Origin of the sequence: Streptomyces sp. NPDC048106, assembly GCF_040706415.1 — a bacterium.
In the GTDB taxonomy this organism is placed as follows: Bacteria; Actinomycetota; Actinomycetes; order Streptomycetales; family Streptomycetaceae; genus Streptomyces.
Genome location: NZ_JBEZND010000012.1, coordinates 130,545 through 153,858 on the forward strand (window position 1 = coordinate 130,545; position 23,314 = coordinate 153,858).

The 23,314-nt window shown below is 69.3% G+C and carries 20 protein-coding genes; 9 read left to right on the forward strand and 11 right to left on the reverse strand.

Annotation, left to right across the window (positions count from 1 at the left end; translation table 11 throughout):
• Positions 1-101 precede the first annotated feature (101 nt).
• Positions 102-1,085 (reverse strand): helix-turn-helix domain-containing protein, encoded by a 984-nt coding sequence (locus AB0927_RS15385; protein WP_366668069.1) that lies wholly within the window; start codon positions 1,083-1,085, stop codon positions 102-104.
• A 396-nt stretch (positions 1,086-1,481) separates the two neighbouring features.
• Between AB0927_RS15385 and AB0927_RS15390 the strand changes: the two genes are divergently transcribed.
• The 9 genes from AB0927_RS15390 to AB0927_RS15430 all read left to right on the forward strand — a co-directional run bounded on the left by AB0927_RS15390 (position 1,482) and on the right by AB0927_RS15430 (position 12,763).
• Complete coding sequence (locus tag AB0927_RS15390; RefSeq protein WP_366668070.1) at positions 1,482-1,862, forward strand: hypothetical protein; 381 nt, start codon at positions 1,482-1,484, stop codon at positions 1,860-1,862.
• Between the two features lie 138 nt (positions 1,863-2,000).
• A complete protein-coding gene (locus tag AB0927_RS15395; protein ID WP_366668071.1) occupies positions 2,001-4,610 on the forward strand; it encodes a carboxypeptidase regulatory-like domain-containing protein in 2,610 nt (869 codons plus the stop codon).
• Between the two features lie 185 nt (positions 4,611-4,795).
• Entirely contained in the window at positions 4,796-5,530 is a 735-nt protein-coding gene (locus AB0927_RS15400) for an IclR family transcriptional regulator (protein WP_366668072.1), read from the forward strand.
• A 232-nt stretch (positions 5,531-5,762) separates the two neighbouring features.
• Complete coding sequence (locus tag AB0927_RS15405) at positions 5,763-7,856, forward strand: hydantoinase/oxoprolinase family protein (RefSeq protein ID WP_366668073.1); 2,094 nt, start codon at positions 5,763-5,765, stop codon at positions 7,854-7,856.
• A gap of 14 nt (positions 7,857-7,870) precedes the next feature.
• Positions 7,871-9,622, forward strand: coding sequence for a hydantoinase B/oxoprolinase family protein (locus tag AB0927_RS15410; protein ID WP_366668074.1), 1,752 nt, complete (start codon positions 7,871-7,873; stop codon positions 9,620-9,622).
• A gap of 46 nt (positions 9,623-9,668) precedes the next feature.
• Complete coding sequence (locus tag AB0927_RS15415; RefSeq protein ID WP_366668075.1) at positions 9,669-10,535, forward strand: hypothetical protein; 867 nt, start codon at positions 9,669-9,671, stop codon at positions 10,533-10,535.
• A gap of 12 nt (positions 10,536-10,547) precedes the next feature.
• Complete coding sequence (locus tag AB0927_RS15420) at positions 10,548-10,874, forward strand: extradiol ring-cleavage dioxygenase (RefSeq protein ID WP_366668076.1); 327 nt, start codon at positions 10,548-10,550, stop codon at positions 10,872-10,874.
• The gene (locus AB0927_RS15425) at positions 10,871-11,857 is read left to right on the forward strand and encodes an acetamidase/formamidase family protein (RefSeq protein WP_366668077.1); all 987 of its coding nucleotides are present in this window, start codon (positions 10,871-10,873) and stop codon (positions 11,855-11,857) included. Before AB0927_RS15420 ends, AB0927_RS15425 begins: the two co-directional genes overlap by 4 nt.
• A 45-nt stretch (positions 11,858-11,902) precedes the next feature.
• Positions 11,903-12,763, forward strand: coding sequence for an alpha/beta hydrolase (locus tag AB0927_RS15430; protein WP_366668078.1), 861 nt, complete (start codon positions 11,903-11,905; stop codon positions 12,761-12,763).
• Between the two features lie 44 nt (positions 12,764-12,807).
• Here the strand turns inward: AB0927_RS15430 and AB0927_RS15435 are convergent, their stop codons facing one another.
• The 10 genes from AB0927_RS15435 to AB0927_RS15480 all read right to left on the reverse strand — a co-directional run bounded on the left by AB0927_RS15435 (position 12,808) and on the right by AB0927_RS15480 (position 23,058).
• Entirely contained in the window at positions 12,808-13,629 is an 822-nt protein-coding gene (locus AB0927_RS15435) for a fumarylacetoacetate hydrolase family protein (RefSeq protein WP_366668079.1), read from the reverse strand.
• Complete coding sequence (locus AB0927_RS15440) at positions 13,626-14,183, reverse strand: flavin reductase family protein (RefSeq protein WP_366668080.1); 558 nt, start codon at positions 14,181-14,183, stop codon at positions 13,626-13,628. Before AB0927_RS15440 ends, AB0927_RS15435 begins: the two co-directional genes overlap by 4 nt.
• Positions 14,184-14,268: 85 nt before the next feature.
• Complete coding sequence (locus AB0927_RS15445) at positions 14,269-15,726, reverse strand: cytosine permease (RefSeq protein WP_366668081.1); 1,458 nt, start codon at positions 15,724-15,726, stop codon at positions 14,269-14,271.
• Between the two features lie 43 nt (positions 15,727-15,769).
• A complete protein-coding gene (locus AB0927_RS15450; RefSeq protein WP_366668082.1) occupies positions 15,770-16,171 on the reverse strand; it encodes a RidA family protein in 402 nt (133 codons plus the stop codon).
• An 11-nt stretch (positions 16,172-16,182) separates the two neighbouring features.
• Positions 16,183-17,733 (reverse strand): aldehyde dehydrogenase family protein, encoded by a 1,551-nt coding sequence (locus AB0927_RS15455; RefSeq protein ID WP_366668083.1) that lies wholly within the window; start codon positions 17,731-17,733, stop codon positions 16,183-16,185.
• Between the two features lie 68 nt (positions 17,734-17,801).
• On the reverse strand, positions 17,802-18,224 hold the full coding sequence (locus AB0927_RS15460; RefSeq protein ID WP_366668084.1) for a cupin domain-containing protein: 423 nt from the start codon (positions 18,222-18,224) through the stop codon (positions 17,802-17,804).
• Between the two features lie 5 nt (positions 18,225-18,229).
• Positions 18,230-18,979 (reverse strand): dimethylmenaquinone methyltransferase, encoded by a 750-nt coding sequence (locus AB0927_RS15465; RefSeq protein ID WP_366668085.1) that lies wholly within the window; start codon positions 18,977-18,979, stop codon positions 18,230-18,232.
• Positions 18,976-19,911, reverse strand: a complete 936-nt coding sequence (locus AB0927_RS15470) for a VOC family protein (RefSeq protein ID WP_366668086.1) — start codon at positions 19,909-19,911, stop codon at positions 18,976-18,978. The genes AB0927_RS15465 and AB0927_RS15470 overlap by 4 nt, the downstream gene beginning before the upstream one ends.
• Before the next feature lie 107 nt (positions 19,912-20,018).
• Positions 20,019-21,593: a 4-hydroxyphenylacetate 3-hydroxylase N-terminal domain-containing protein gene (locus AB0927_RS15475; protein ID WP_366668087.1), complete on the reverse strand. Its 1,575-nt coding sequence runs from the start codon at positions 21,591-21,593 to the stop codon at positions 20,019-20,021.
• 559 nt (positions 21,594-22,152) lie between these two features.
• Positions 22,153-23,058: a LysR family transcriptional regulator gene (locus AB0927_RS15480; RefSeq protein ID WP_366668088.1), complete on the reverse strand. Its 906-nt coding sequence runs from the start codon at positions 23,056-23,058 to the stop codon at positions 22,153-22,155.
• Positions 23,059-23,314: the final 256 nt, after the last annotated feature.

Sequence of the window (23,314 nt, forward strand, 5' to 3'; positions counted from 1 at the left end):
TTAGTGCCGGATCAGGCCGTTTCGCCGCGTCCTGACGTGGCGTCGCAGGTATGCGGGCCGGCCGCCCTTCCTCACCGCGGCCGGCCTCACCGCGGGCTGCCTCACCGCAGCCAGCCCCGCCGTGCGGCCTGGGCCGCGGCCTGGAAGCGGGTGGCGGCGCCGAGTTCGGTCATCAGGCGATGGATACGACGCTGTGTGGTGCGCTGACTCCAGCCCTGGACACGGGCGATGGCGGCGTCCGTACAGCCCGAGGCGAGGAGTCCGAGGAGGGCCAGGGTGTCGGCGTCGGGGCTGCCCGGTGTCGTGGCCGGGGTCGGCGGCCTCGTGTCCCGCAGCGGCGTCGCGCGCTCCCACTCCGCTTCGAAGAGGGCCTCCAGCGCCGTCAGTATCGGTGACCGGTGGATCAGATACGCGGCCGAGTGGCCGCCGGGCGCGAGGCTGAAGGGGATGACGGCCCACCGGTCGTCGGCGATCACCAGCTTCAGCGGCAACTCCGTGAGCACCCGCGCCTGTTCACCGGCCCGTATGCTCGGCAGGATGTCGTCCGCGAAGCGCCCCGGCCAGGCCACCGCCGCCCGGTCGTAGAGGACCCGGTGGGCGACACCGGTCCGCTGCCGCCTGCGCTGGATCTCCAGGTTGCTGCCGGGACGTTCGATGTACGGCGGCCGGTCGAAGGCACGGATCTGCTGCCGGGCGGCGTCGGTGAGCCGGTGGACGGCCGTGCTGATGTCCTCGTGGCCGGTCAGCAGCTCCACGGCGATGTTCGGATCGCTGATGCGGTGCGCCTCGCGGTGTTTCTCGGCCAGTTGCTGGACCAGCGAGCGGGCGGCGTCCAGGCGCCGTTCGCGCTCCTGGATCAGCTCGCTGACCGCGACATCGGGGGCGGCGGCGGTGAAGCGCGGTGGCCGGCCCGCCGCTCTGGTCGCGAGGCCGTCCCGCACCAGCGCCGCCAGCAGCCGGCCGACCGCGCTCACGTGCATCCCGCAGGCGTCGGCGATCTCCGAAGCCGTGCTGCGGGGCAGCCCGACGAGGGCGGTGTAGACGAGTTGTGTTTCGTCGCTGAGTCCGACGACGTCAAGTTCCATTACCACTCCGGTCGTTCCTGGCCACACCCCGCCACCTGGCAGAACTCGGCCACAGCTCTATCCTTGCGCCCCCTCCGCACCACTTGGCATCTTCCCCTGGAGACAAGGGGCGTCGTCCCGCAGCCCACCCCCTGCCGCTTGTCCGCGCTCCGAAGAACCAGCAGAAGGTGCCCATGCCGCAAGCCCGACCACCGGTCCCCAGACTTCTGCGCGCCTGCGCCGTCCTCGGCCTGACCGTCGCCGGTACCACCGCGGCGCTGCCCGCGTCCGCCGCGCCGCCGCCCACCGCCCGCACTCCCCACGGCACGTACGGCGACCGGCCTCGGCAGCACCTCGGCGTGCAGCCACGGCATCGCCTCGGACGACGCCGGGTCGCTGGTCAACCTCTCGGCCACCGTGATCAGCGTCAACATCACCCCCACGGGCACGCTCACCCCGCTCGACGAGACCACGGGCGAGGCCGGTGACCCCGTCGGTGTGCGGCTGGGCAAGCCCTCCGCGCTCGCGGTGGACGGCGCCCACGACATCGCCGTCGTCTCGTACCCGACGCCGGCGGGCGAGCCGTACTTCGGTGCGGGGATGTGGGTGCCGGACAACAACGCCACCGGCCGGCTCGCGGTCGTGGACCTCAAGACGGGAACCGTGATCCGGGCGCTGTCGGGCTTCGTCGTCGGCGACCACGGCGGGGCGGAGAACGCCCTCCAACTGGACCCGCGCACCAGGACCGGTTGGACGTACGACCCGAACGACCAGCAGATCCAGCAGTTCAGTTACTAGAGGACACGGCGCGGGTGACCGCCGCCTCCCGAAGGCGGCGGTCACCCGCGGCCCGCCGACCGCCGTCGGCCCATGAACCACCCCCCAGTTGAACCCCTTCCTCCGGCCCTCCCCGGGCCCTTCCCCGATTGGTGACTCGTGCCAATATCCCCGCACTCGAGAGGGTCGTTCGCGGCCTTCCGCCCAGTACGTCGCGGCGCCGCGATCCTCGGCGTCACGGCCCTGGCGTTCCTGGGCGTCCAACCCGCCGCCCACGCCGCCCCTTTCGCCTCCGCGCCGGCCACCAGCGCCGCGCCCCAGCCCACTTCGGACGCCGCCCCCGACCTGGCCCCGCTCTGCGGCACCCCCGCCAAGGGGCACGCGGCATGCTTCGCCATGCACGCGAAGAACGAGCCGACCTCGCTCCGGCTGAACGCGGCCGAGACCCCGGCGGGGCTGGGTCCGCAGGACATCCAGAGCGCCTACAACCTGCCCGCGGACGGCGGCGCCGGGCAGACCATCGCGATCGTCGACGCCTACGACAACCCCGACGCCGAGGCGGACCTGGCCGTCTACCGCAGCCAGTACGGACTGCCGCCCTGCACCACCGCCAACGGCTGCTTCGAGAAGGTGGACCAGCGCGGCGGCACCGACTACCCGGATTCCAACGACGGCTGGGCCGGCGAGATCGCCCTCGACCTGGACATGGTGTCCGCGGCGGCCCCCGCGGCCCACATCCTCCTGATCGAGACCGACAACGACGACCTGCGCAACCTCGGGGCCGGCGTGGACCAGGCCGTGGCCATGGGCGCCAAGTACGTCTCCAACTCCTACGGCAGGATCGGCGACTTCTCCAGCGACCTGGCCACCTACGGCGCCCCGTACGACCACCCCGGCGTCGCCATCGTGGCGGCGAGCGGCGACAACAAGTACGGCGTCTCCTTCCCCGCCACCCTTCCGACGGTGACCGCGGTCGGCGGCACCAACCTGACGGCCGACCCGACGAGCGCCCGCGGCTGGTCCGAGACCGTCTGGAGCCGGGACAACTACGGCCCCGGCTCGGGCTGCGCGGCGAACCAGACGAAGCCGGACTTCCAGCACGACACCGGCTGCGCGGGCCGCAGCGTCGCGGATGTCTCCGCGGTCGCCGACAACGTTGCCGTCTACCTGTCCTTCGGCTCCATGGGCGTGGGCTGGCAGCGCTACGGCGGCACCAGCGCGGCGTCGCCCCTGATCGCCTCCGTCTACGCGCTGGCCGGGTCCCCGCGCCCCGGCACCTCGCCCGTCTCGTATCCGTACGCGACGAACGGTGCCGGCCTCAACGACATCACCACCGGCTCGAACGGCACCTGCACCGCCGCCTATCTGTGCACGGCGGGCCCCGGCTACGACGGCCCCACCGGCCTGGGCAGCCCGGCGGGCCTGGCCGCCTTCCGCAGCGGACCGCACGGCACCCTCACCGGCACGGTGAAGGACGCGGCCACCGGCAAGCCCGTGGCCCACGCGACCGTCGGCTCCGGTCTGGACGTCGCCACGACCGACACGAACGGGTCGTACACCCTGGACCTCCCGGCGGGCACGGTCAAGGACCTCACGGTCAAGGCCTTCGGCTACACCACGAGCACGCCGGTCAGCTTCGACGTCGCCGACGGCCAGGCGCTGACCCGCGACTTCGCGCTGTCCCCGATTCCCCGCGAGCGTGTCCACGGCACGGTCACGGACGGCTCGGGACACGGCTGGCCGCTCTACGCGAAGCTCACGGTGAACGGCTCCCCCGAGGCGCCGGTGTGGACGGACCCGGTCAACGGCACGTACGACCTGTCGCTGCCCGAGGGCAGCGACTACACGCTGAACGTCACCGCCTCCCAGCCGGGTTACGAACCCCTGGCCCGTAAGGTGACGGTGCACACCTCGCCCGTCGCCGCGAACGTGGCACTGACCGCCGACCCCGACGCGGCCACCGCCGTCGGCTACCGGCTCGACCTCGCGGACCACACCGAGACGTTCGACTCCACCACGGCCGCGCCTGGGGGCTGGAGCGTGGCCAACGCGGCCGGTACGAACAACGGCTGGGAGTTCGACGACCCGACCCAGCGCGGCAACTCCACCGGCGGCAGCGGCGCCTTCGCCGACGTCGAGAGCAACAACTTCTCGACCGGCCCGCACCAGAACTCCAACCTGTACAGCCCCGCATACGACCTGTCCACCGCGCAGTCGGCGGAGCTCACCTTCAAGACCTCGTACGTCTACAACCCCTACGAGCAGCAGATGAACGTGGACGCCAGCACGGACGACGGCGCCACGTGGGTGAACGTCTGGTCCGGTCCCAAGTACAGCGACGGCCAACAGAAGCTGACCGTGCGCGCCTCGCTCCGGCAGTTCGCGGGTCACTCGTCCGTACGGCTGCGCTTCCACTTCGTGGCCGAATGGGGCTACTTCTGGGAGATCGACGACGTCGACGTCCAAGGCCGCTCGCTCGCGCCGACGCCCGGCGGCCTGACCGTCGGCACGGTCCGCGACGCCGTGACCGGTGCCGGGGTGGTGGGGGCCACGGTCGCCGACGACGCGGACCCGTCAGCCACCACGGTCACCACGGCGACTCCGGAGGACCCGGCCGTCGGGGACGGCTTCTACACCCTGTTCTCGTCAGGCCAGGGCCGGCACACCCTGCGGGTCACGGCCCCCGGCTACCGGGACCTGACCCACTCGACGACGATCTACCACGACCGCGTCACCCGGGAGAACCTCTCCCTCACCCCGGCCGCGTAACGGCTCTCACCAAGCAGGACACCGGTGCCCACCATCTGGGCACCGGTGTCCTGCTCTGCTCGACGGCGGGGACACCAGCGCGCCCCCGGCCTCAGGGGAACCGCAGGTCCCGGCCGGTCCCGGCCGCGAACGACGGGTCATCCGGCCCCCGGTATCCTGTCGATCATGCGGGTAAGGGCTGCGGCATGATCGACGGTCTCGAACGGGCCGTGCGGATACTGGATCTCTTCTCCTCCGACGCCCCCGAGTGGACGGTCAGCGACGTGTGCCGCGCACTCGACCTCCCCAAGACGACGAGCTGGGACTACATGCAGAGCATGGCCGCTCTGGGCCTCCTGCGTCGCACGGGTCGCGGCCGCTACCGGCTCGGCTGGCACTCCTTCCAACTGGGCCTGCGCGCGCGGATGACCTCGGAGATCTCCGGTCCGGCTTGGTCGGAGATGTGCGACCTGGTCGACGCCCACCACGAGACGGTTCAGCTGGCGTCCCGCTATCGCAGCGAGGTCGTCTACCTGGAGAAGATCGCGCCGCGCACCGGAGTCCGGGTCAACGCGACCCGGGTGGGCGAACGACTCCCGGCGCACTGCACGGCGGCCGGCAAGGTGCTGTTGGCCTACCTCTCCCCCCATGAGCTCCGAAGCATCCATGGCGAGCTGAGGTCTCTCACGGCTCGTTCCATCACCACGCTCCCGGCGCTGGAGGCGGAGCTGTCCTCGGTTCGCGAGCGCGGGTACGCCCTGGACGTCGAGGAAGCCGTCGACGGCATGTGCTGTGTCGCCGCACCGATCAGCAATCGGCACGGCGACGTGTCGTGGGCGCTGAGCATGAGCTTCCTCGAATACCGGCTGCCCACCCACGAAGACGCGTACGCCCGCGCCGTGCTGGAGGCGGCTCGGCGGCTCTCCGAGCACGCTCCGTGACCCGACCCATCGGATCGACCGCGTCCGAGGCGGCGCCTCGGCGTCTGTTCGGCTGAGCCGAACGGCGCGTTGTCGACGAATGTGCGGCGGGCTACGGTCACGGAAACACCGCCCCCTTCGGGTAAATCTCAGATTCGGTTCGCACTGGCCGCGCTATTCACGTGAGTTGCAATCGCGCTGATGCGCTCACGTTCTCCAGCGCGCCCCGGTTCAACGCAATGGAGCTTCCTTGATGGCGAACGCACGCAACAAAGCGATTCGACGGATCGGAATTGACATCGGAGGTACTTTCACCGATCTCTTCGTGGTCGAAGGGGACGGTGAGTCTCGTATCTACAAGTCTCCGACCACCCCGGACGATCCGTCCGTCGGCCTGCTGAACGGGCTGACCAAGGCAGCCGACAGCTTCGGTGAGTCGCTGGAGGACTTTCTCGGCGCGGTGTCCACGATCGTGCACGGCACGACGATCGCGACCAACGCCGTCCTGACCCGTCAGGGGGCGAGGACCGGTTTCGTCACGACGCATGGCTTCCGTGACCTGCTGAACATGCGCCGCGGCATCCGGGAGCGCCAGAACGACTCCAAGTACGCGCCACCGGCTCCGCTGGTCCCCCGCGAGCTCATCGCCACGGTCCGCGAACGTATCGACGTATCCGGCAACGAGCTTGTGGCGCTGCACGAGGACGACGTGCGGGCGGCAGCGCGTCAGTTCCGCGAGCAGGGCGTCGAGGCGGTCGCGGTCTCGTATCTGTGGTCCTTTTTGGCTCCCGCCCACGAACAGCGCACCGCGGAAATCCTGCGCGAGGAACTCCCGGGCGTCTTCATCACGATATCCAGCGATGTCGTGCCCCAGATCCGCGCCTACGAGCGGCACAGCACGACAGTATTGAACGCATTCGTCGGACCCAAGCTGCGGAACTACCTGGCGAATATCAAGCAGCAGCTCGCGAACCGCGGCTTCGGCGGAACCCTGCTCATCGTGCAGTCCAACGGCGGTGTGATGTCGCCCGAGATCGCCAGTGATTCGGCGGTCAACGCGCTCATGTCCGGCCCGGCGGCGGCGCCGGGGGCGGCCCTGCAGTACGCCCGCAGGCACGGGTCCGAGGACGTCATCACCGTCGACATGGGAGGCACCAGTTTCGACGTCGCGCTGGTGCGCGAGGGCGAGTCACTGCTCACCAGCGACAGCGAGATCGGCGGATACCGGGTCGCCCTGCCCATGCTGGACATCCACACCGTGGGCGCGGGTGGCGGTTCGCTGGTGTGGGTGGACTCCGGCGGCATCCTCCGGGTCGGTCCGCAGAGCGCCACCGCCAACCCGGGTCCTGCCTGCTACGGCCGCGGTGGCGAGAACCCCACGACGACCGATGCCGACCTGCTCATGGGCTACCTGAACCCGGACATGTTCGGGGACGGCGCCTTCACCCTGGACGTCGAAGCGGCCCGCACCGCCGTCGAGGAGAGGGTCGCGAAGCCGCTGGGGCTCTCCGTCAGGGAAGCGGTCGAGGGCATCTACCGCGTGGTGAACGCGACCATGGCCGAGGCCGTCAGCGCCGTCTCGGTCAAGCGCGGTGTCGACCCCCGAGAGTTCACCATGGTGGTCGCCGGCGGCGCCGGCCCGATCCACGCCGTGCCGATCGCGCAGGAGCTCGGGATCAACCGCATCATCGTCCCTCGCGAGTCATCGGTGTTCTGCGCCGTCGGCACCCTGCTGACCGACCTCAAGCATCTGTACGCGCGCACCTTCGTCTCGGACATGGACTCGCTGGATCTGGACCGGGTCGGCGAGCTGTACCGGGAGATGCGGGACGAAGCCGTCGAGACGCTCCGCTCGGAGAACGTGGAGGACGACGCGATCGACCTGGTCTTCAGCGCCGACGTGCGTTATATCGGCCAGTTCACCGAGATCGAGGTCCCCCTGGCCTTCGACGGCGACCTCACCCCGCAATCCCTCAAGCAGCTGGTCGCCGACTTCGAGAAGAGGCACGAGGCCCTCAACGGCTACGCCATGCCCGGGGAGCCCACCGAACTCATCAACGTGCGCCTCACCTCGTTGGGTCGCACCACCAAGCCCGCCCTCGCCGACCACGCCTCCGCGGGCGCGGACCCCTCGGCCGCGCGCAAGGGCGCCCGCGAGGCGATCTTCTCCGGCTCGCCCGTCCGGACCGACGTCTACGACGGCCTCGCCCTGCGGCGTGACAACCGCATCCTCGGCCCCGCGATCATCGAGCAGCCCACCACCACCGTCGTCCTCGTCGAGGGCTACGCGATGACGGTGGACGCGCAGGGCAACTACGTCATCGAGCCGGCGAACCGACCGGCCTGAAGGGAATCAGTCAGATGACACCGACGCACCCCACGTCCAACCCCATTCTCGTGGCCGTGATCGGCAGCGCCCTGGACGGCATCACCAGCGAGATGGGTCAAACCATGCTGCGCACGTCGCGCTCGCCGATCTTCGTGGAGGCCCGCGACTTCGCGACCTCCATCTTCAGCGCGGACTGCCGGCTGCTCGCCCAGACCCACTACATTCCCGTCATCGGCGGGGCGACGCCGTTCGCCCTGCGCGCCATCGCGGAGTTCTTCGGTGATGACGTGAACGACGGCGACATCTTCATTCACAATGATCCGTTCGACGGCGGCTCGCATCTGCCCGACATCACCATCGCCCGGCCGGTGTTCTGGAACGGTGAGCTCGTCTTCTGGGCCACGACCAAGGGACACAACGCCGACGTCGGTGGCGGCGGAGTCGTCGGGTTCAACCCCGGGGCCCGGGACGTCCTGGAGGAGGGCATCCGGATTCCCCCGGCCCGCGTCGTCGAGAAGGGCGAGCTGCGGCGTGACACCTGGGAGCTCATCCTCTCCAACGTGCGGATGCGCCCCCTGGTGGAGAGCGTGCTGAACTGCCAGATCGGCGCCACCGCCATCGGCGAGCGCCGGCTCCGGGCGCTCCTGGAGAAGTACGGACCGCAGACCATCGGCGACGCCACCGACGAGCTGCTGCGGGCCAGCGCACGCCAGGTCCGGGCCGCGGTGGCCGAGATCCCCGACGGCGAGTACAGCGCGGACGCGCTGCTCGACAACGACGGCATCGACAAGGACCGGTCCTACCGGATCGCCCTCACGATCAAGGTCGACGGCGAACACCTCACCTTCGACTTCAGCGAGAGCGACGAGCAGGCCAAGGGCTTCATCAACAGCACGATCGCCAACACCGTCTCCTCGGCCCATCTGGCCCTGTTCGGCTGCATCGACCCGGACATCCGCTACAACGCCGGTGCGATCGAACCGATCGACGTGGTCGCCCCCGCCGGCTCCATCACCAATCCCCATGACCCGGCGCCCGTCGCCGCGTGTACCGTCCCGACCTGTGAGGCCATCGCCTCGGCGGTCTGGGTGGCTCTCTCCCAGGCCGTTCCGAGCCGTGCCCACGCCGGCTGGGCCCGCTGGTGCACGCCTGCCACGATGGGGGTGAACCCCCGCACCGGGCGTCACTTCGGCGACCTCCACTTCCTGGGCAAGGGCGGCAGCGGTGCCACCGAGGGCTTCGACGGCTGGGACCACCTCTCCCCCTCGAACACCCTGGGCGGACTGCGCGCTCCGGACCCCGAACTGCACGAGCTGGACACGCCGTACCTGCTGGAGGAGCTCGAGTACCTCCCCGACAGCGCGGGCGGCGGCCAGTGGCGGGGCGGTCTCGGAGTCCGGTACCGGTGGCGGATATTGGCCGACGACATCGCCTGCGCCACCTACGGCAGCGGCTTCATGCCCGAGACCGCGCCCGTGGGCCTGCTCGGCGGCAAGCCCGGCATCGTCCAGAGCCTGACCCTGACCCGCGCCGGCGCCGAGCCCGTCGAGGTCGAGTCCAACTCGTTCTACACCCTCAACAAGGGCGATGTCTTCGAGGTCATCGCGAGCGGTGGCGGCGGGTTCGGCGATCCGCGTCTCCGGCCCGCCGAGCTGGTGTTGCGCGACGTCCGCGAAGGCGTGGTCTCGATCGACGCCGCCCGCACCGTCTACGGCGTCGCCATCGACCCGGACACCCTGGAAGTCCGTCAGGACGAGACCCGGAACCTGCGCGCCGCGGGCTGACCACCTCGCCCCCATCCCGCCTTCGAGCAACAAAGGAAACCTCACCATGGCCAACATCAGCCTCGCCGTGGCCGCGAGCCACGCTCCGGGCCTGGTCGGCATGTTCGATCAGGCACCCCGAGAGTCACAACAGGTGGTCACCGCCGCCTACGGTTCGTTGGCACGACAGATCCGTGAGGCCGATCTCGATGTGATCATCATGGTGGCCAACGACCACATGGCGAACAATCGAATCCGGGAATACCCGGACTTCGTCGTCGGCATGGCACCCGAGCACCGCGGACCGGCCGAATTCTTCAAGGACTGGCTGGCGTGCGGCGAATACGCGATTCCGGGCCGCCCGGACATCGCCGAGAAGATCCTCAACGGGCTGAACCAGCGGGGCGTGCGTGTCTCCGCGACCCGCGAGAATCTCAACTTCGACGACAACATCTCGGTTCCGGTGGTCAAGACCGAGATCGAAGCCAGCGGCATTCCGATCATCCCCATCCTCCAGAACGTCACGGTTCCCCCCATCCCCGATCAACACCGCTGCTATGAGATCGGTCGGCACCTGGCCGATCTCATCGAGAACGACCTGCCGTCCGACCTGCGCGTCGGCCTCTTCGCCACCGGCGGCATGAGCCACGAGCCCGGCGGTGTCCGGGACTTCTGGATCGACGAGGACTTCGACAACTGGTTCCTCGGCCTGCTCGGGAACGGCAACCACGCCAAGGTCCTCGCCGAGGTCACCCCGCAGCGGCTGGAGGAGGCCGGCAGCGGCGGTACCGGAGAGCTGCTGAGCTGGATCCTCGTCATGGGAGCGATCGGCGAGCGGCGCTGCGACGTCCTCGGATACACCGCCTGGGACAAGTGGCGCTGCGGCATCGGTGCCGTCAGCTGGGACATGACGTCGGCGCCCGCCGGACGCTGAAAGGAGATCATCATGAGTCTGGAAGGCATCAACCTAGCCCTCGTCTCCCACGATCTGGTGCAGGACCTCAAGTGGAACGCCGACCTGCGCCAGGAGTTCGAAAAGGACGAGTCGGCCGTGCTCGACCGCTATGAGCTGACCCCGGCCGAACGCAACGCCATCGCGGAACGGGACTTCCGCACCCTCTACGACCTGGGGTTCCACCCCTACCTCGGGGCGCAGTTCGCCCGGATCCTCTTCGCCAACAACAAGTCCGGCGCCACCAGCGCCGTCCAGCATCTGCTGGCCTCGATCCGGCGGGAACCGGCGCCGGGCCACGGCGAATCGAGCGAAGCGTGACGCGGGAGTCCGCCTGCCCGGCCCCGGCCGACCCGCCGGGGCCCGGGCGCCGCACCCACGAGCTCCCCGCCGGACCGGACACCGTTCGAGTCGGGGTGATCGATCCGGCCGCGCCGCCGGTGCTCACGATCGACCCCGGCGACGAGGTCACCCTGTCCACCTGGGGGCATTGGGGAAACAAGGTGACACCGGACACCGTCATGGAGGACTTCCCCGCCCTGCGAGCGGCCTTCCCGGACGCGCTCGGGCCCCACTCCCTCACCGGCCCCATCCATGTGCGCGGAGCGCGTCCCGGCGACACCTTGGTGGTGGACGTGCTGGCGCTCACGCCCGCGGCACACGGGTTCAACCTGGTGGTGGCCCGGCCCCGGGGCCGGGGCGTCCTCCGCGACCGGTTTCCCGCGGGAACGATCCGCCACTTCGACCTGGACCGCGACTCCATGACCACCACCCTCGGTGGCCGTGTGCGCGTGCCCCTCAAACCGTTCCTGGGCATCATGGGAGTGGCGCCGGCCGAGGACGGTCCGCGGAGCACGGTGGAACCCGGCCGCTTCGGCGGCAACATGGACCTTTCCGAACTCGTTGTCGGCGCCAGTCTCCGACTGCCCGTCTTCCGTGACGGCGCCGGTTTCTACTGCGGTGACGGCCACGCGGTCCAAGGGGACGGCGAGGTGAACCAGACCGCCATCGAAACCGGCATGGACCACGTCCGGTTGCGGTTCACGGTGGAACGGGGAGTGCCGCTGCGTACTCCCCGGGCCGAGACCGGGACTCATCTCGTCTCCACCGGTTTCGGGAAGAACCTCGAGGACGCCGCCCATGACGCGGTGGACGATCTGGTGAGCTGGCTGGCCGAGGAAGGCCTCGACCCGGAAGAGGCCTACAGCCTCTGCTCCATCGCCGCGGATGTCCGCGTGACCCAGATGGTGAACAACGTCGTGGGCGTCCACGCCGTCATCGAGAAGTTCACCCGCCGGTCGTGACCGGCCTCCCGGCCGTCGCAGGACCACACAGTGAAAGGAATGCCGATGACCACGATCGAGATCCCCGGGTATCGAACCGCCGCCTTCTTCGGCCTCGAAGACAAGTGGTTGCCCACCGGTGACGGCGAGCTCACCCACTACCACGAGCTCGGCGAAGGGACCCCGATCCTCTTCCTGCACGGCTCCGGGACCGGTGTCACCGCCGCCGCCAACTGGTGGCTGAACCTGCCCCGCCTCGCGGAGCGGGGGCGCTGCGTCGCCATCGACTCCATCGGCTACGGCCAGACCGTCGTGGCGCCAGGCACCGAATACGGGATCCGGGAGTGGGGCCGGCACGCGCTGCGCGTCCTCGACGCACTGGGCATCGAGAAGACCTGGATCATCGGCAACTCGATCGGCGGCTGGGTCGCCCTTCAGCTCGCCATCGACGCCCCCGAGCGTCTCCTGGGCATCGTCTCGATGGGCACCGGAGGCGCGAAGAAGACCGCGGCCCTGGCGGGCCATGCCAAGCCCGAACTGTCACCGGCCGGCATCCGCCGCACCCTGGAGCAGTTCGTCGTGGACACGGACCTGGTCACCGATGAACTGGTCGGCCTGCGCTATCAGGCGGCCCTGAACGACAGCGCGTCGAGCCGGCTGGAAGAGGTCGTGGCAGCCCGCGACCGCGACCGGGACGCGCTGCCGCTCGACCTCGACGCGCTCTCGGAACTGGAGATACCGCTGCTGTTGATCCACGGGATGCAGGACGTGGTCATCCCGGTCTCGCGGACGTGGGAACTTCTGAACACCATCCCGAACGCCGACGCACACCTCTTCAGCCAGTGCGGGCACTGGTCCCAGGTCGAACGCGCCGAGGAGTTCAACGAGGTGGTCAGCCAATACCTCCGCGGGCACGCGGACCGCTGATCGGAGGTAACGCCCCGGCGGGGCAGGCCGGGGCCAGCGCCCGCTCAGACGATCGGCGTCGACACGGTGCCGATGCCGTCGACCGTCACCTCGACCCGGTCGCCCGCCTTCAGGTACCAGCGCGGTGTGCGGGCCCTGCCCACTCCTCCGGGCGTGCCCGTGAGGATCAGGTCGCCGGGGCGCAGCGGCACCATGGCCGAGATGTAGGCGATCAGGCGGGCGGGCCCGAACAGCAGGTCGCCGACGGCGTGTTCCTGGACCGTGACACCGTTCACGGTGGTGCGCAGCACCGCGGTCGCGGGGTCGAAGCTGTCGGGGGTGACCAGCACCGGGCCCACCGGGGTGGAGCGCGCCCAGATCTTGCCCTGGAGCCATTCGGTGGTGCGGTACTGCCATCCGCGCATCGAGATGTCGTTGGCGACGGTGAAGCCCGCGATGTACTCGCCCGCCTCCTCCTCGCTCACCCGGTACGCGGTGCGCCCGACGACGATGGCGAGTTCACCCTCCCAGTCCATCTCCGGGTCCTCCGGGACGGCGGTCACCGCGTCGGCGGGACCGGTGAGGGTGTCGGCGAACTTCGCGAACAGCGTGGGATGGGCCGGGAGTTCCCGGCCCATCTCGGTGATGTGGCCGGTGTAGTTCAGGCCGGTGCACAGCACCTTCGAGGGTCTGGGGACGAGCGTCTCCAACTCGACGTCGTTCAGGCGGTGTTGCGGTCCGGCCGCGTCGTCCGCGAGCCGCCGCCAGTCGTCGTGCGCCAGCAGGGCGCCGACGTCCGCGTGTCCGGGGATCTCGGTGAGCAGGTCACCGTCGAGGCGGGCGGCGTTCGTGCCGCCGCAGGAGGTGCGTACGGTCGCGAGTCTCATCGGCGGCCCTCTCCGGCCGCGTCGTCCGCCTGCTCCTCGGCCAGCGATCCCCACTTGCCGCGGTGGAAGAGCAGAGGCCGGGTGTCGTCCCGCCGGCCGTAGGAGACGACCTGTCCGACCACGAGGACGTGGTCCCCGCCGTCGTAACTCGCCCAGGGCCGGCACTGGAAGTACGCCGGGGAGCCGCTGATCCGCGGCGCGTTGTCGTCGTCGATCCACTGGACGACGTGGGCGTCCTGCGGCTTGCCGGCGAACCGGAGGGCGGTGGCGAGCTGGTCGTCACCGAGGACGTTGACCGCGAACGGACGGTCGAGCAGGTAGGACAGCGCGCGTGAGGTGCGCTGCATGGAGACGAGCACGAGGGGCGGGTCCATGGACACCGAGGTGAAGGAGTTCACGGTGACGCCGTAGTCGGTGCCTTCGGAGCGGTACGTGACCACGACGACGCCGGTGGCGAACGCGCCGAGCGCGTCGCGCAGTCGGCGGGGGTCGGCCGGCGGGCCGGCTTCCGGCCGCTGAGCGCGGATCTTGGGTTCCCACAGGGTGTCGGTCATCCGGAGCCTCCGGGTCGGTAGGGGTGAACGGTGGGCGGGGCGTGGGCGGGTCCGCGCCGATGACGCGCGGACCGCCCGCCCCGGGTCAGTGGGCCTCGTCGAGTACTTCCTGGCCCTCGACGAACGTGGTGCCGGTGCCCTCGGGCAGCCAGGTGCGCAGCACCGGGTAGAGGGCGACGGAGAGCACCAGCGACACCAGGAAGCCGAGGGCGAAGACGTCGGTGGCCATGAGCGCCATGCCGACGGCGCCGGACACGAGCAGCGTGAGGACTCCGGCCCAGTTCCACTTCTCCACGCGGTGGGTGGCGCTGTCGAACCGTGCCCGGCGGACCAGGTAGAAGTCGGCGATCATCACGCCGCACATGCCCAGGGTCATCGCGCCGAGGTACGCCAGGTACTCGCTGAACTTCGACAGGATGCCGGCGCCGATCATCAGCAGGGCGATGACGTTGCCGACGATCACCATGGCGGCCCGGCCCGGCTTGCGGCCGGTGAGGGAGTCGACCAGGTTCACCAGGGAGAGCGAGCCGGAGTAGGCGTTGATCGCCTGCGCCTTGGCCTGGGCGGCGTAGATGGTGATGAAGCCCATCCAGGCGGCGAAGATGACGAAGAACGCGCCGGTGTTCTGCATGACGAAGGTGGAGCCGGTGGCGGCGGCCGCCTCCTGGGTCAGCCCCTTGTCGTGCGCCATCAGGTAGTCGATGACCTGCGGCATGCCGCCGATCATGACCAGCGAGCCGAGCACGGTCATGACGATGTTCTGGGTGACCGGCCCCGACACGGCCAGGACCGTGACGTCGCGCCGGGTGCGGCAGTAGCGGGCGAAGTCCGTGGTGACCAGGGCGATGGTGCCGGCGGTGGCGCCCATCACCGATATCGCGGACTCGAAGCGCGGCCACAGCCCGCCGGGGACGACGCCCTGGTAGCCGAAGACGTCCATCGGGTCGGCGCCCTGGACCGCGTAGATGTCGACGATCATGTAGATCGTGACGAGGAGCGTGACGACGGTGAGCACGCCGGTGGCGCGCAGGGCGAGCTTGAGGCCGAAGACGGCGAGCGCGATCCACAGGAGCGTCATGGCGCCGTAGAGCACGATGCGCCAGGTCCATGAGTCGGGCAGCCCGAACATCAGCAGCGTGCCCTGGTAGAGCAGGGCGGCCTCCATGGCCAGGAAGCCGAGGATCATGAACGCGAAGACGATCGAGCCGATCAACGAGCCCTTGAAGCCGAAGCCGAAGAACCGGGAGGTGATGGTGGACGACATCCCGGTCTCGAAGGCCATCCGCCCCAGCGCCTTGCCGAGGGCGACGCCCAGGGCGGCGACGAGGACTCCGACGACGAGGCCCACCGTGAATCCGGCGAGCACTACGGTGAAACCGGAGATCGCGAAGACGACCAGTGCGGTGGCGACGCTGACCGGACTGAGCGCCAACTGGAAGCCGCTGCGGCGTTCCTCGGCCGGGACGCTGACCGAGGCGTGGTCCTCGGCGGCCGCGGCCAGCGAACTGTGGGCTCGTCTGGATGGTGTGGTGCTGGTGGTCACGGTGGGTTCCTGTCCTGAGAGTCCTGCGTAGCTGGTGTGGCGATCAGTCCTTGCTGCAGCCCGCGACGGCGATGGCCTCGATCTCGAGGAGGATCTCCGGCTTGGCGAGGGCGGCGACCTCGACCAGGGAGCAGGCGGGGAAGTCGCCGGAGAAGAACTCCTGACGGGCCTTCCACACCTCGGAGTTGTCGCGCATGTCGGTGACGAAGATCGTCATCTTGACGATGTCGTCCATGGCCGCGCCGGCCGCCTCGACGAGGTCCTTGATCTTCTGGAAGACGACCTTCGCCTGGTCATAGGCGTTGTCGCCGAGGAGGGACTCGCCGTCCTGGCCGCGCGCGGTCATCCCGGAGATCAGGATCAGGTCGTCGACGCGGAGGCAGTTCGACCACATCTTGTCCGCCGGCTCACGCACGGCCGGGGAGCAGAAACGCTTCTTCTTCATGTTCGACGTCCTCAGAGGCTGATGCGGTTGTCCCAGGCGGAGGTCCCGCCCCAGTTCACGCACACGCTCTGGCGGCGCGCGAAGCCCTTCCAGGCGTCCGATCCGGCCGTACGGCCGCCACCGGTCTCCTTCTCGCCGCCGAACGCGGATCCGACGTCGGCTCCGGTCGTGCCCATGTTGATCCGGACGATCCCGCAGTCGCTGCCGCGCGCCGACAGGAACGTCTCGATGTTGCCGAGGCTGTTGCTGTGCATGCCGGAGGCGAGGCCCTGGGCGACGTCGTTGTGGATCGCGATGGCCTCATCGAGGCTCTCGTAGGTCAGCACGGAGACGATCGGCACGAAGGTCTCCTCCTGGGCGATCTCGGAGTCCGGGCGCACGCCGGTGACGATGGCCGGCTCGACGTAGAGGCCGGGGCGGTCGATGACGTTGCCGCCGTAGACCACGGTGGCGCCGTCACGCTCGGCGCTCGCGAGGGCCTTCCGGTAATCCTCCAGCGCCTGCTTGTCGATCAGCGGGCCGACGACGGTCTCGGGGTCGCGCGGGTCGCCGATCGTGATCTGGTCGAAGGACTTCTTCATCAGCTCGACCAGCTCGTCCACGATGCTCACGTGGGCGATGACGCGGCGGGTGCTGGTGCAGCGCTGGCCGGTGGTGCCGACGACGCCGAAGGTGAGCGCTTTCGCGGCGAGTTCGAGGTCGGCGGTCTCGTCGACGATGCAGCCGTTGTTGCCGGAGCACTCGAGCTGGTAGCGGCGGCCGAGGGTGGAGCCGACGATGCCGGCGACCTTCTTGCCGACCTGAGTGGAGCCGGTGAACGACACCATGGCGATACGGGTGTCGGCGATCAGCTTCTCGGCGACCGCGTTGTCGTCGGGGATGAAGAGGGAGAAGACCCCCTCGCAGCCCAGCTCCGCCGCCGCCCGGTTCACCAGCTTCTGCACGGCGATCGCGGTCAGCGGCACCTTCGGGCTCGGCTTCCAGATCACCGTGTTGCCCGCGATCGCGGACAGGAACCCGTTCTGCGCCCACACGGCGGCCGGGAAGTTGTACGCGCTGATCAGCCCGACGACGCCCAGCGGCAGCCACTGGTCGTACATACGGTGCTCGACGCGCTGGGACTGCTGGGTGAACCCGTACATCATCCGGGCCTGGCCTGCGGCGAGCGTCGACATGTCGACGGCCTCGCGGAGTTCGCCCTTGGCCTCCATCGTCGACTTGCCGGTGTCGAGACAGACGACCGCGGCCAGGGCGTCGAGGTTCTCCTCGATGAGCTGCCCGATGCGCCGGACGAACTCGCCGCGCCTGGGCGCGGGGACCATGCGCCAGGTCTTCTGCCGTTCGACGGCGGCGGCCACGAGGGCCTCGTAGTCCCGGCCGTTCGACGCGGCGACCCGGCCGACGGTCTCGCCGTCGGCGGGGCACACGGCGTCGATGACCGGCCGGTCCTCCACGGGGCCCCAGCCGGTGGAGTCGGCGTAGGTGCCGGAGTGCAACTGGTCCAGCCCGAACGTGGCAAGGACCGTGTCGGTGTCGAACAGAGTCTTGGTGGCCTCAGCCATCGTCACTCCCAATCTCGATGGGCAGGCGGTGAACACGCCTGGGATAAACGGGACAGCGTCGGTGCGCATCAGTCCTTGGCGAGGAAGTCGCCGATGGTTTCGTCGGTGTGGTACTCGGGCTTCTCGTAGTAGTGCGGGCCGTCGTAGATCTCGATCAGCCGGCTGCGCTCATGGGCCAGGGTCGGGCCGTGCGGGCGGTCCTTCGGGTTCATGTAGAAGGAGCCGGGGCGCAGCCGGAGGCCCGAGTCGGTGTACTCGTAGTCACCTTCGAGGCAGTACATGAACTGGTTCGACGCGTGGATGTGCTTGGTCGGGATGGTGCCGCCCTTCTCGTACTCGAGGAGGGCGATGCTGGCGCCGGTCTCCGGGTTCTTGTGGAGGAAGTACTGGCGGAAGCCGTAGTCCGGGTAGTCGATCCACTGGTCCTCGTCGAGGCCGTCGGCGTGGATCAGGATTTCGAGGGACTTCATGGTGGCGGGGGTGATGTCCATCGTTCTCACTCCGGTCCTGGGCGGCCCGCGGCCACCCACTCGTCGTATTCCTGCCGGCTGTCGGCGGTTGCGGGGAAGAGGCCGAGGATCGAGCGGCCCCTGCTTATGTGGAGGGCGGCGAACTCCTCGTACTCGGCGGCGTCGAGTGCCTCGTGCGCGGCCTCGGCGGCCAGGGCACGGGGGATGACGACGACTCCGTCGCCGTCGCCGAGGAGCACGTCGCCCGGGTAGACGGCGACGCCGCCGCAGCCGACGGGTTCGTCCAGGGAGACGGGGTGCAGGGCGATCGGGGTGGCCTTGGGCGCGTTGCCCCGCTGGTAGCAGGGCAGTCCGGTGTCGCGGACGGCCGCGGAGTCCCGGTAGCCGCCGTCGGTGACGACGCCGGCCGCGCCGCGGTACTTGAGGCGCGCCGCCATCATGTCGCCCATGGAGGAGGCGGCGGTGGACCCGAACGCGTCGATGACGAGCACCGATCCGGGCGGGCACTCCTCGATGGCCCGGCGGTGCAGGTTGTCCTCGCGCCCGTAGCAGGCCATGGTGTCGAGGTCCTCGCGCGCCGGGATGAAGCGCAGGGTGTACGCCGGGCCGGCCATGGGCGGCTGGTCCGGGGACAGCGGCCCGACGCCGGTCATCATCACGTTCCGCAGGCCCCGCTTGAGGAGGACGTTGGCCACGTTGGCCGACCCGACGCGCAGCAGCTTCGCGCGGACCGTCTCGTCCAGCGGACCGGGCGCGGCGCCCGTCGCGCCGGTCACTGGAAGAACTCCAGCGGCGGACGGTTGCCCCACTGCGTGGTGTCACTCGCGGTGCCGTTGAACTTCCCGGGCCGGTAGCTCGCGTCGACGGTGTCACCGTCGGTGTAGTGCTCGACGCGGAAGCCGAACGGGTCCTTCCAGTAGTCGAAGACCTGGCTGCCGAGCAGGTGCCGGCCGACTCCGACGTCCGGGGTGTAGCCCTCCTGGAGGAGGTGGTCGTGCGACGTCATCACCGCGTCCATGTCGGTGACCTCGTAGGCGCTGTGGTGCACGCCCACCCAGTCGGACTGGAGGAGCAGCATGAAGTGGTGGTCCACCAGTTGCTCGCCGAGGTCGAGACGGACGAAGGTGCCCACGATCGGGCCGTCCTCGCCCGGCGGGAGGAAGTAGTCGGACGGCAGGAAGTTGAACCGGTCGCTCAGCCAGGCCATCGACTCGTCGTGGTTCCTCACATGGAGGACGAAATGGCCGAGGCGCGCGATGGTGGCCGGGGCGGTGGACACCCGCACGGAGGAGTTCACCCGGTTCTTGTCGCGGATGTTGTTCGCGACGAACGGGTCCCGGTCCTGGATCGGCTCCGCCTTGGCCCGGCCCCAGATCGCGCGGATCTCGATGCCGTCGGGCATGGTCATCGCGACCTCGTGACCGCCGCCGGGCTCGCTGGACTCGCACACCGGCGAGGATCCCGGCAGCGCGGCGAGTTCGTCGAGGTCGGCGCGGGTGGCGACCTCGATGGACGCCCCGACGAAGCGCTGCTTCTCCGCCTTGCGGGTGACGTGGATGTGGTGCTGGGTGCCGGTGCCCCGCATGTAGAGGGTGCGGTCATCGCTCCCCTCGACCTTCGTCATGCCGAAGGCGGTCAGGAACTCCTCCATCACCTCCAGGTCGGGGGCTTCGTAGGTCACTTGGGCGGCGTCGATCGCCGTAGCCATGGTGTCTCCTTGGCTGAAGTGAGGCGGCTGGGGTGCGGCGGCCCGGACGCGACGGCCGAGGCGCGGGGGCTCGGGTGCGTCGGCTCAGGCGCGGGGGTGGGCCCGGGTCAGGGCTTGAGGACGCTGACGTCGGCGTTGCCGACGAGGTCCGGCACGGTCCAGCCGTCCAGGTCGTACTCGTCCATCGCGCTCTGCGCGAACTCCTTGCAGTAGTCGAGGAGTCCACTGCCGCGGGCGCCGAACAGGTTGGTCTGCCGCGTCACGTCGTTGCTGCCGATGTAGTTGATCTCGTACAGCTCGTGTCGGGCGCCGAACTCGGTGCCTATGGAGTCCCAGAGCATCTTCATGACCTTGACGCGTTCCTCGGCGTCGATGCCGCCGGTGCCGCGCAGGTAGGTGTCCAGGTAGCCGCGGAGCTCGGGGGTCTTGAAGTCGTTGGCGTGGGAGTTGAGGTAGATCAGGCCACTGGCCACGACCTGCTCGATGATGTTCTTGACCTTCGGCATGGCCAGCTGGTTCATCACCCGGTAGGCGCCCGCGAAGTGGGCGTCCGGCCGGATCATGCCGTTCTTCCACGCCACCGCGCTCTTCGCCATCGCGTCGGACAGCGCCCAGAAGGTGTTGCGCCAGGCGATGACCTCGCCGAGCTGGGACATCACGCCGTGGAACTGGCCGGCGCCGGTGACGTCGAGGGCGCGGGACAGCATGCCGACGAGGAAGTCCATCTTCACCGCGAACCTGGTGCACCCGTGCAGCGACGCACGCTCCAGGTAGCCGGAGTGGATGTTGTACTTGTTGGCCTGTTCGAGGTCGTTGTAGACGAACGTGTTCTCCCAGGGGACGAACACGTCGTCGAGGACCAGGATCGCGTCGTTCTCGTCGAGGCGGCTGGACAGCGGGTAGTCGAACGGGCTGCCCATGGCGGCCGCGCGGTACTCGTTCGACGTACGGCAGATCAGCTTCACGCCCGGCGCGTTGGTGGGCGTGATGAAGACCGGCGAGAAGGCCGGGTCCTGGACGGCGACCTGGCCGACGTGGCCGACGAAGGTGTAGTGCGTCAGGGCCGACCCGGTGGCGACGACCTTGGCGCCACTGACGTAGAAGCCCTCGTCGGTCTCGCGGGTGACGCGGACGAACACGTCCTTGCCGGCGTCGGGGCCCATGCCGCGGTCGACCGGCGGGTTCATGATGGCGTGGTTGATGTAGTACGTCTTCTCCTGCGCCTTGCGGTACCAGGCGCGGGCGTTGTCCTCGTAGCCGCGGTAGAACTCGGCGTTGGCGCCGAGGGTGCCGAGGAAGCAGCCCTTGTAGTCGGGCGAGCGGCCCATCCAGCCCCAGGCGATCTTCTGCCACTCGGCGATGGCGTCACGGGAGGCCACCTGCTCCTCCACGCTGGTCGCCGCGCGGTAGAAGCGGTGGGTGAAGCCGCCCCACTCGGTGGGGGTGGTGAGGATGTCCTTGCGCGCCGGGTCGTGCAGGGCGTCGTACATGCGGGCGATCATGCGGGCCGAGTTACGGAAGGCCGGGTGATCGGCGATGTTCTTCACCCGCTCGCCGTAGATCCAGACCTCACGGCCGTCATCGAGACTCTCGAGGTATTCCTTTCCGGTGAAAGGGAGGTACTCCCGGCCGACGGAGTTGTTCGTCGGATCAGCCGACTGGTTCTCGCTTCCCACCTTCATAACGGAGAGCCCTTCTTCTCGTGCATGCGGGTCGACCATCAATTCGCGCAATCACACATCGCAAGCGGCGAAAGGGGATTGATTTCCCTCGCGGTTCTGATCCCGCTCGTGGCGCCGAATTGCCGGGAAGACTGACACGGGGGCCGACGCAGGGCAATAGCTCCACGGCGGCCTCATGAACCCCGGAAGAGGGCGAGGGGTGGAGGGGGCGGGGGCGCCGTGACGGTCGCCACATCGCCTCTGACCAGGCATTCTTGCGCCCCGTTGACTCATGACGACGGGAGCGGGAGCCACGTCAAACGTGACCCGGATCACATGAAATCCAGGGGATATACCGGACAGCCGACTTGACTTTTCCGAGCCTCTCCATATCGAACCCAATGGAGGGGGGTATAGTTTCGTGTATGGCCCGGCATGGTCAGCTTCGGGGCGCGATACGGGGCGGGTCGTGGGGTGAATTCAAAACCATTGCCCGGAACGGCCAGGCGAGCGGTTCTCAGAATCCGCATCCGGCGTGCGCCGGCGAGGTTTTCGGACTGCCGGGATCGCCGCCGGAGATTCAGGCCCCGCCGGCGCGACGCCTGGCCGCGATCAGCCCGGTGGCCTGCAGCCAGCGCTCCATCAGCGGGGTGATCTCGCTGCCGCGTCTCCAGAGCAGGGTGGCCTGCATGGGGGCGAGCCACCGCGGCGGGTCGATGAGGGCCACGGCGTCGCTCCGGCCGGCGATGCGCTCGGTCACCGGGGCGACGCCCAGGCCCGCGGCGACGAACGCGATCGCCGTCTGGGGCGTGGAGACCTCGAGCACCTCGAAGGAGTCGTCGTCGGCCAGTTCGTTCTCCACGACGTCCGGCATGCCCGTGAACGCCGGGATCCGGTACGGCAGGATCCAGCGCCCCCAGCCCTTCCCCTCGGGGTGCTGTTCCCGTGCCCGGTCCCGGGGCACGGCGAGCTTGAGGCCGATCTTCGTGATGGGGTAGTAGTCGCAGATGTCGGTGACGAATCCGGCGTACTGCCGGGGCCCGAAGGGCACGCAGCCCATGTCGAGCTTGCCGTTCCGGATGCCCTCGACGATGACGTCGGGAGTGACGTCGGTGAGGCTGACCCGTGCGCCCGGGGCCTGCTCGAGGAACTCCGCGAGGACGTCGGCGATGAGCTCGTTGATGACCATGGGCTCCACGCCGATGCGCAGATCCCCGACCGCGCCCTCGCCCATCAGCCGCAGCGTCTCCACAGCACGATCCCGGTCGGCGACCAGACGTCCGCCCTTGCTCAGGAGGTAGAGCCCCGCCTGGGTGGGGTGGACGCCCTTCGCGGTCCGCTCGAGCAGCCGCACCCCGAGCTCCCGCTCCAGCTTGGCGATGGCGTGACTCACCGGCGGCTGGGTCATGTCGAGGTTCTTGGCCGCCTGAGAGACCGAACCGGCCTCGACGACGGCCCTGAAGTACTCAAGCTGACGAAAGTCCACGCCGCCCGCCCCTTTCCTGACTTCCCGGGCCTACCGCTGCGCCCGGCTCGGGCTCCCGCAGGTCAGGAGCCCTTCGCGGCCGGCTCCAGAATCGCCACGCACTCCACATGATGCGTCATCGGAAAGATGTTGACTTGAGCAGGGCACACAAAAGACCAGGTCAGGCCCAGTTTTTCGGTCCGCCGTCCCGCTTGCGGGCGCCCAGAGCGTCAATCGAGCGTCACGGCCGGCGGTCGATTCTCCGGCCGCCACAACG

Bases quoted from the DNA above. Each gene is read 5' to 3' on its own strand.
- AB0927_RS15475 (WP_366668087.1), bottom strand. From the start codon at position 21,593: ATGAAGGTGGGAAGCGAGAACCAGTCGGCTGATCCGACGAACAACTCC.
- AB0927_RS15440 (WP_366668080.1), bottom strand. From the start codon at position 14,183: ATGACCGACACCCTGTGGGAACCCAAGATCCGCGCTCAGCGGCCGGAA.
- AB0927_RS15385 (WP_366668069.1), bottom strand. From the start codon at position 1,085: ATGGAACTTGACGTCGTCGGACTCAGCGACGAAACACAACTCGTCTAC.
- AB0927_RS15460 (WP_366668084.1), bottom strand. From the start codon at position 18,224: ATGGACATCACCCCCGCCACCATGAAGTCCCTCGAAATCCTGATCCAC.
- AB0927_RS15415 (WP_366668075.1), top strand. From the start codon at position 9,669: ATGGCCAACATCAGCCTCGCCGTGGCCGCGAGCCACGCTCCGGGCCTG.
- AB0927_RS15405 (WP_366668073.1), top strand. From the start codon at position 5,763: ATGGCGAACGCACGCAACAAAGCGATTCGACGGATCGGAATTGACATC.
- AB0927_RS15400 (WP_366668072.1), top strand. From the start codon at position 4,796: ATGATCGACGGTCTCGAACGGGCCGTGCGGATACTGGATCTCTTCTCC.
- AB0927_RS15430 (WP_366668078.1), top strand. From the start codon at position 11,903: ATGACCACGATCGAGATCCCCGGGTATCGAACCGCCGCCTTCTTCGGC.
- AB0927_RS15435 (WP_366668079.1), bottom strand. From the start codon at position 13,629: ATGAGACTCGCGACCGTACGCACCTCCTGCGGCGGCACGAACGCCGCC.
- AB0927_RS15450 (WP_366668082.1), bottom strand. From the start codon at position 16,171: ATGAAGAAGAAGCGTTTCTGCTCCCCGGCCGTGCGTGAGCCGGCGGAC.
- AB0927_RS15455 (WP_366668083.1), bottom strand. From the start codon at position 17,733: ATGGCTGAGGCCACCAAGACTCTGTTCGACACCGACACGGTCCTTGCC.
- AB0927_RS15470 (WP_366668086.1), bottom strand. From the start codon at position 19,911: ATGGCTACGGCGATCGACGCCGCCCAAGTGACCTACGAAGCCCCCGAC.
- AB0927_RS15410 (WP_366668074.1), top strand. From the start codon at position 7,871: ATGACACCGACGCACCCCACGTCCAACCCCATTCTCGTGGCCGTGATC.
- AB0927_RS15420 (WP_366668076.1), top strand. From the start codon at position 10,548: ATGAGTCTGGAAGGCATCAACCTAGCCCTCGTCTCCCACGATCTGGTG.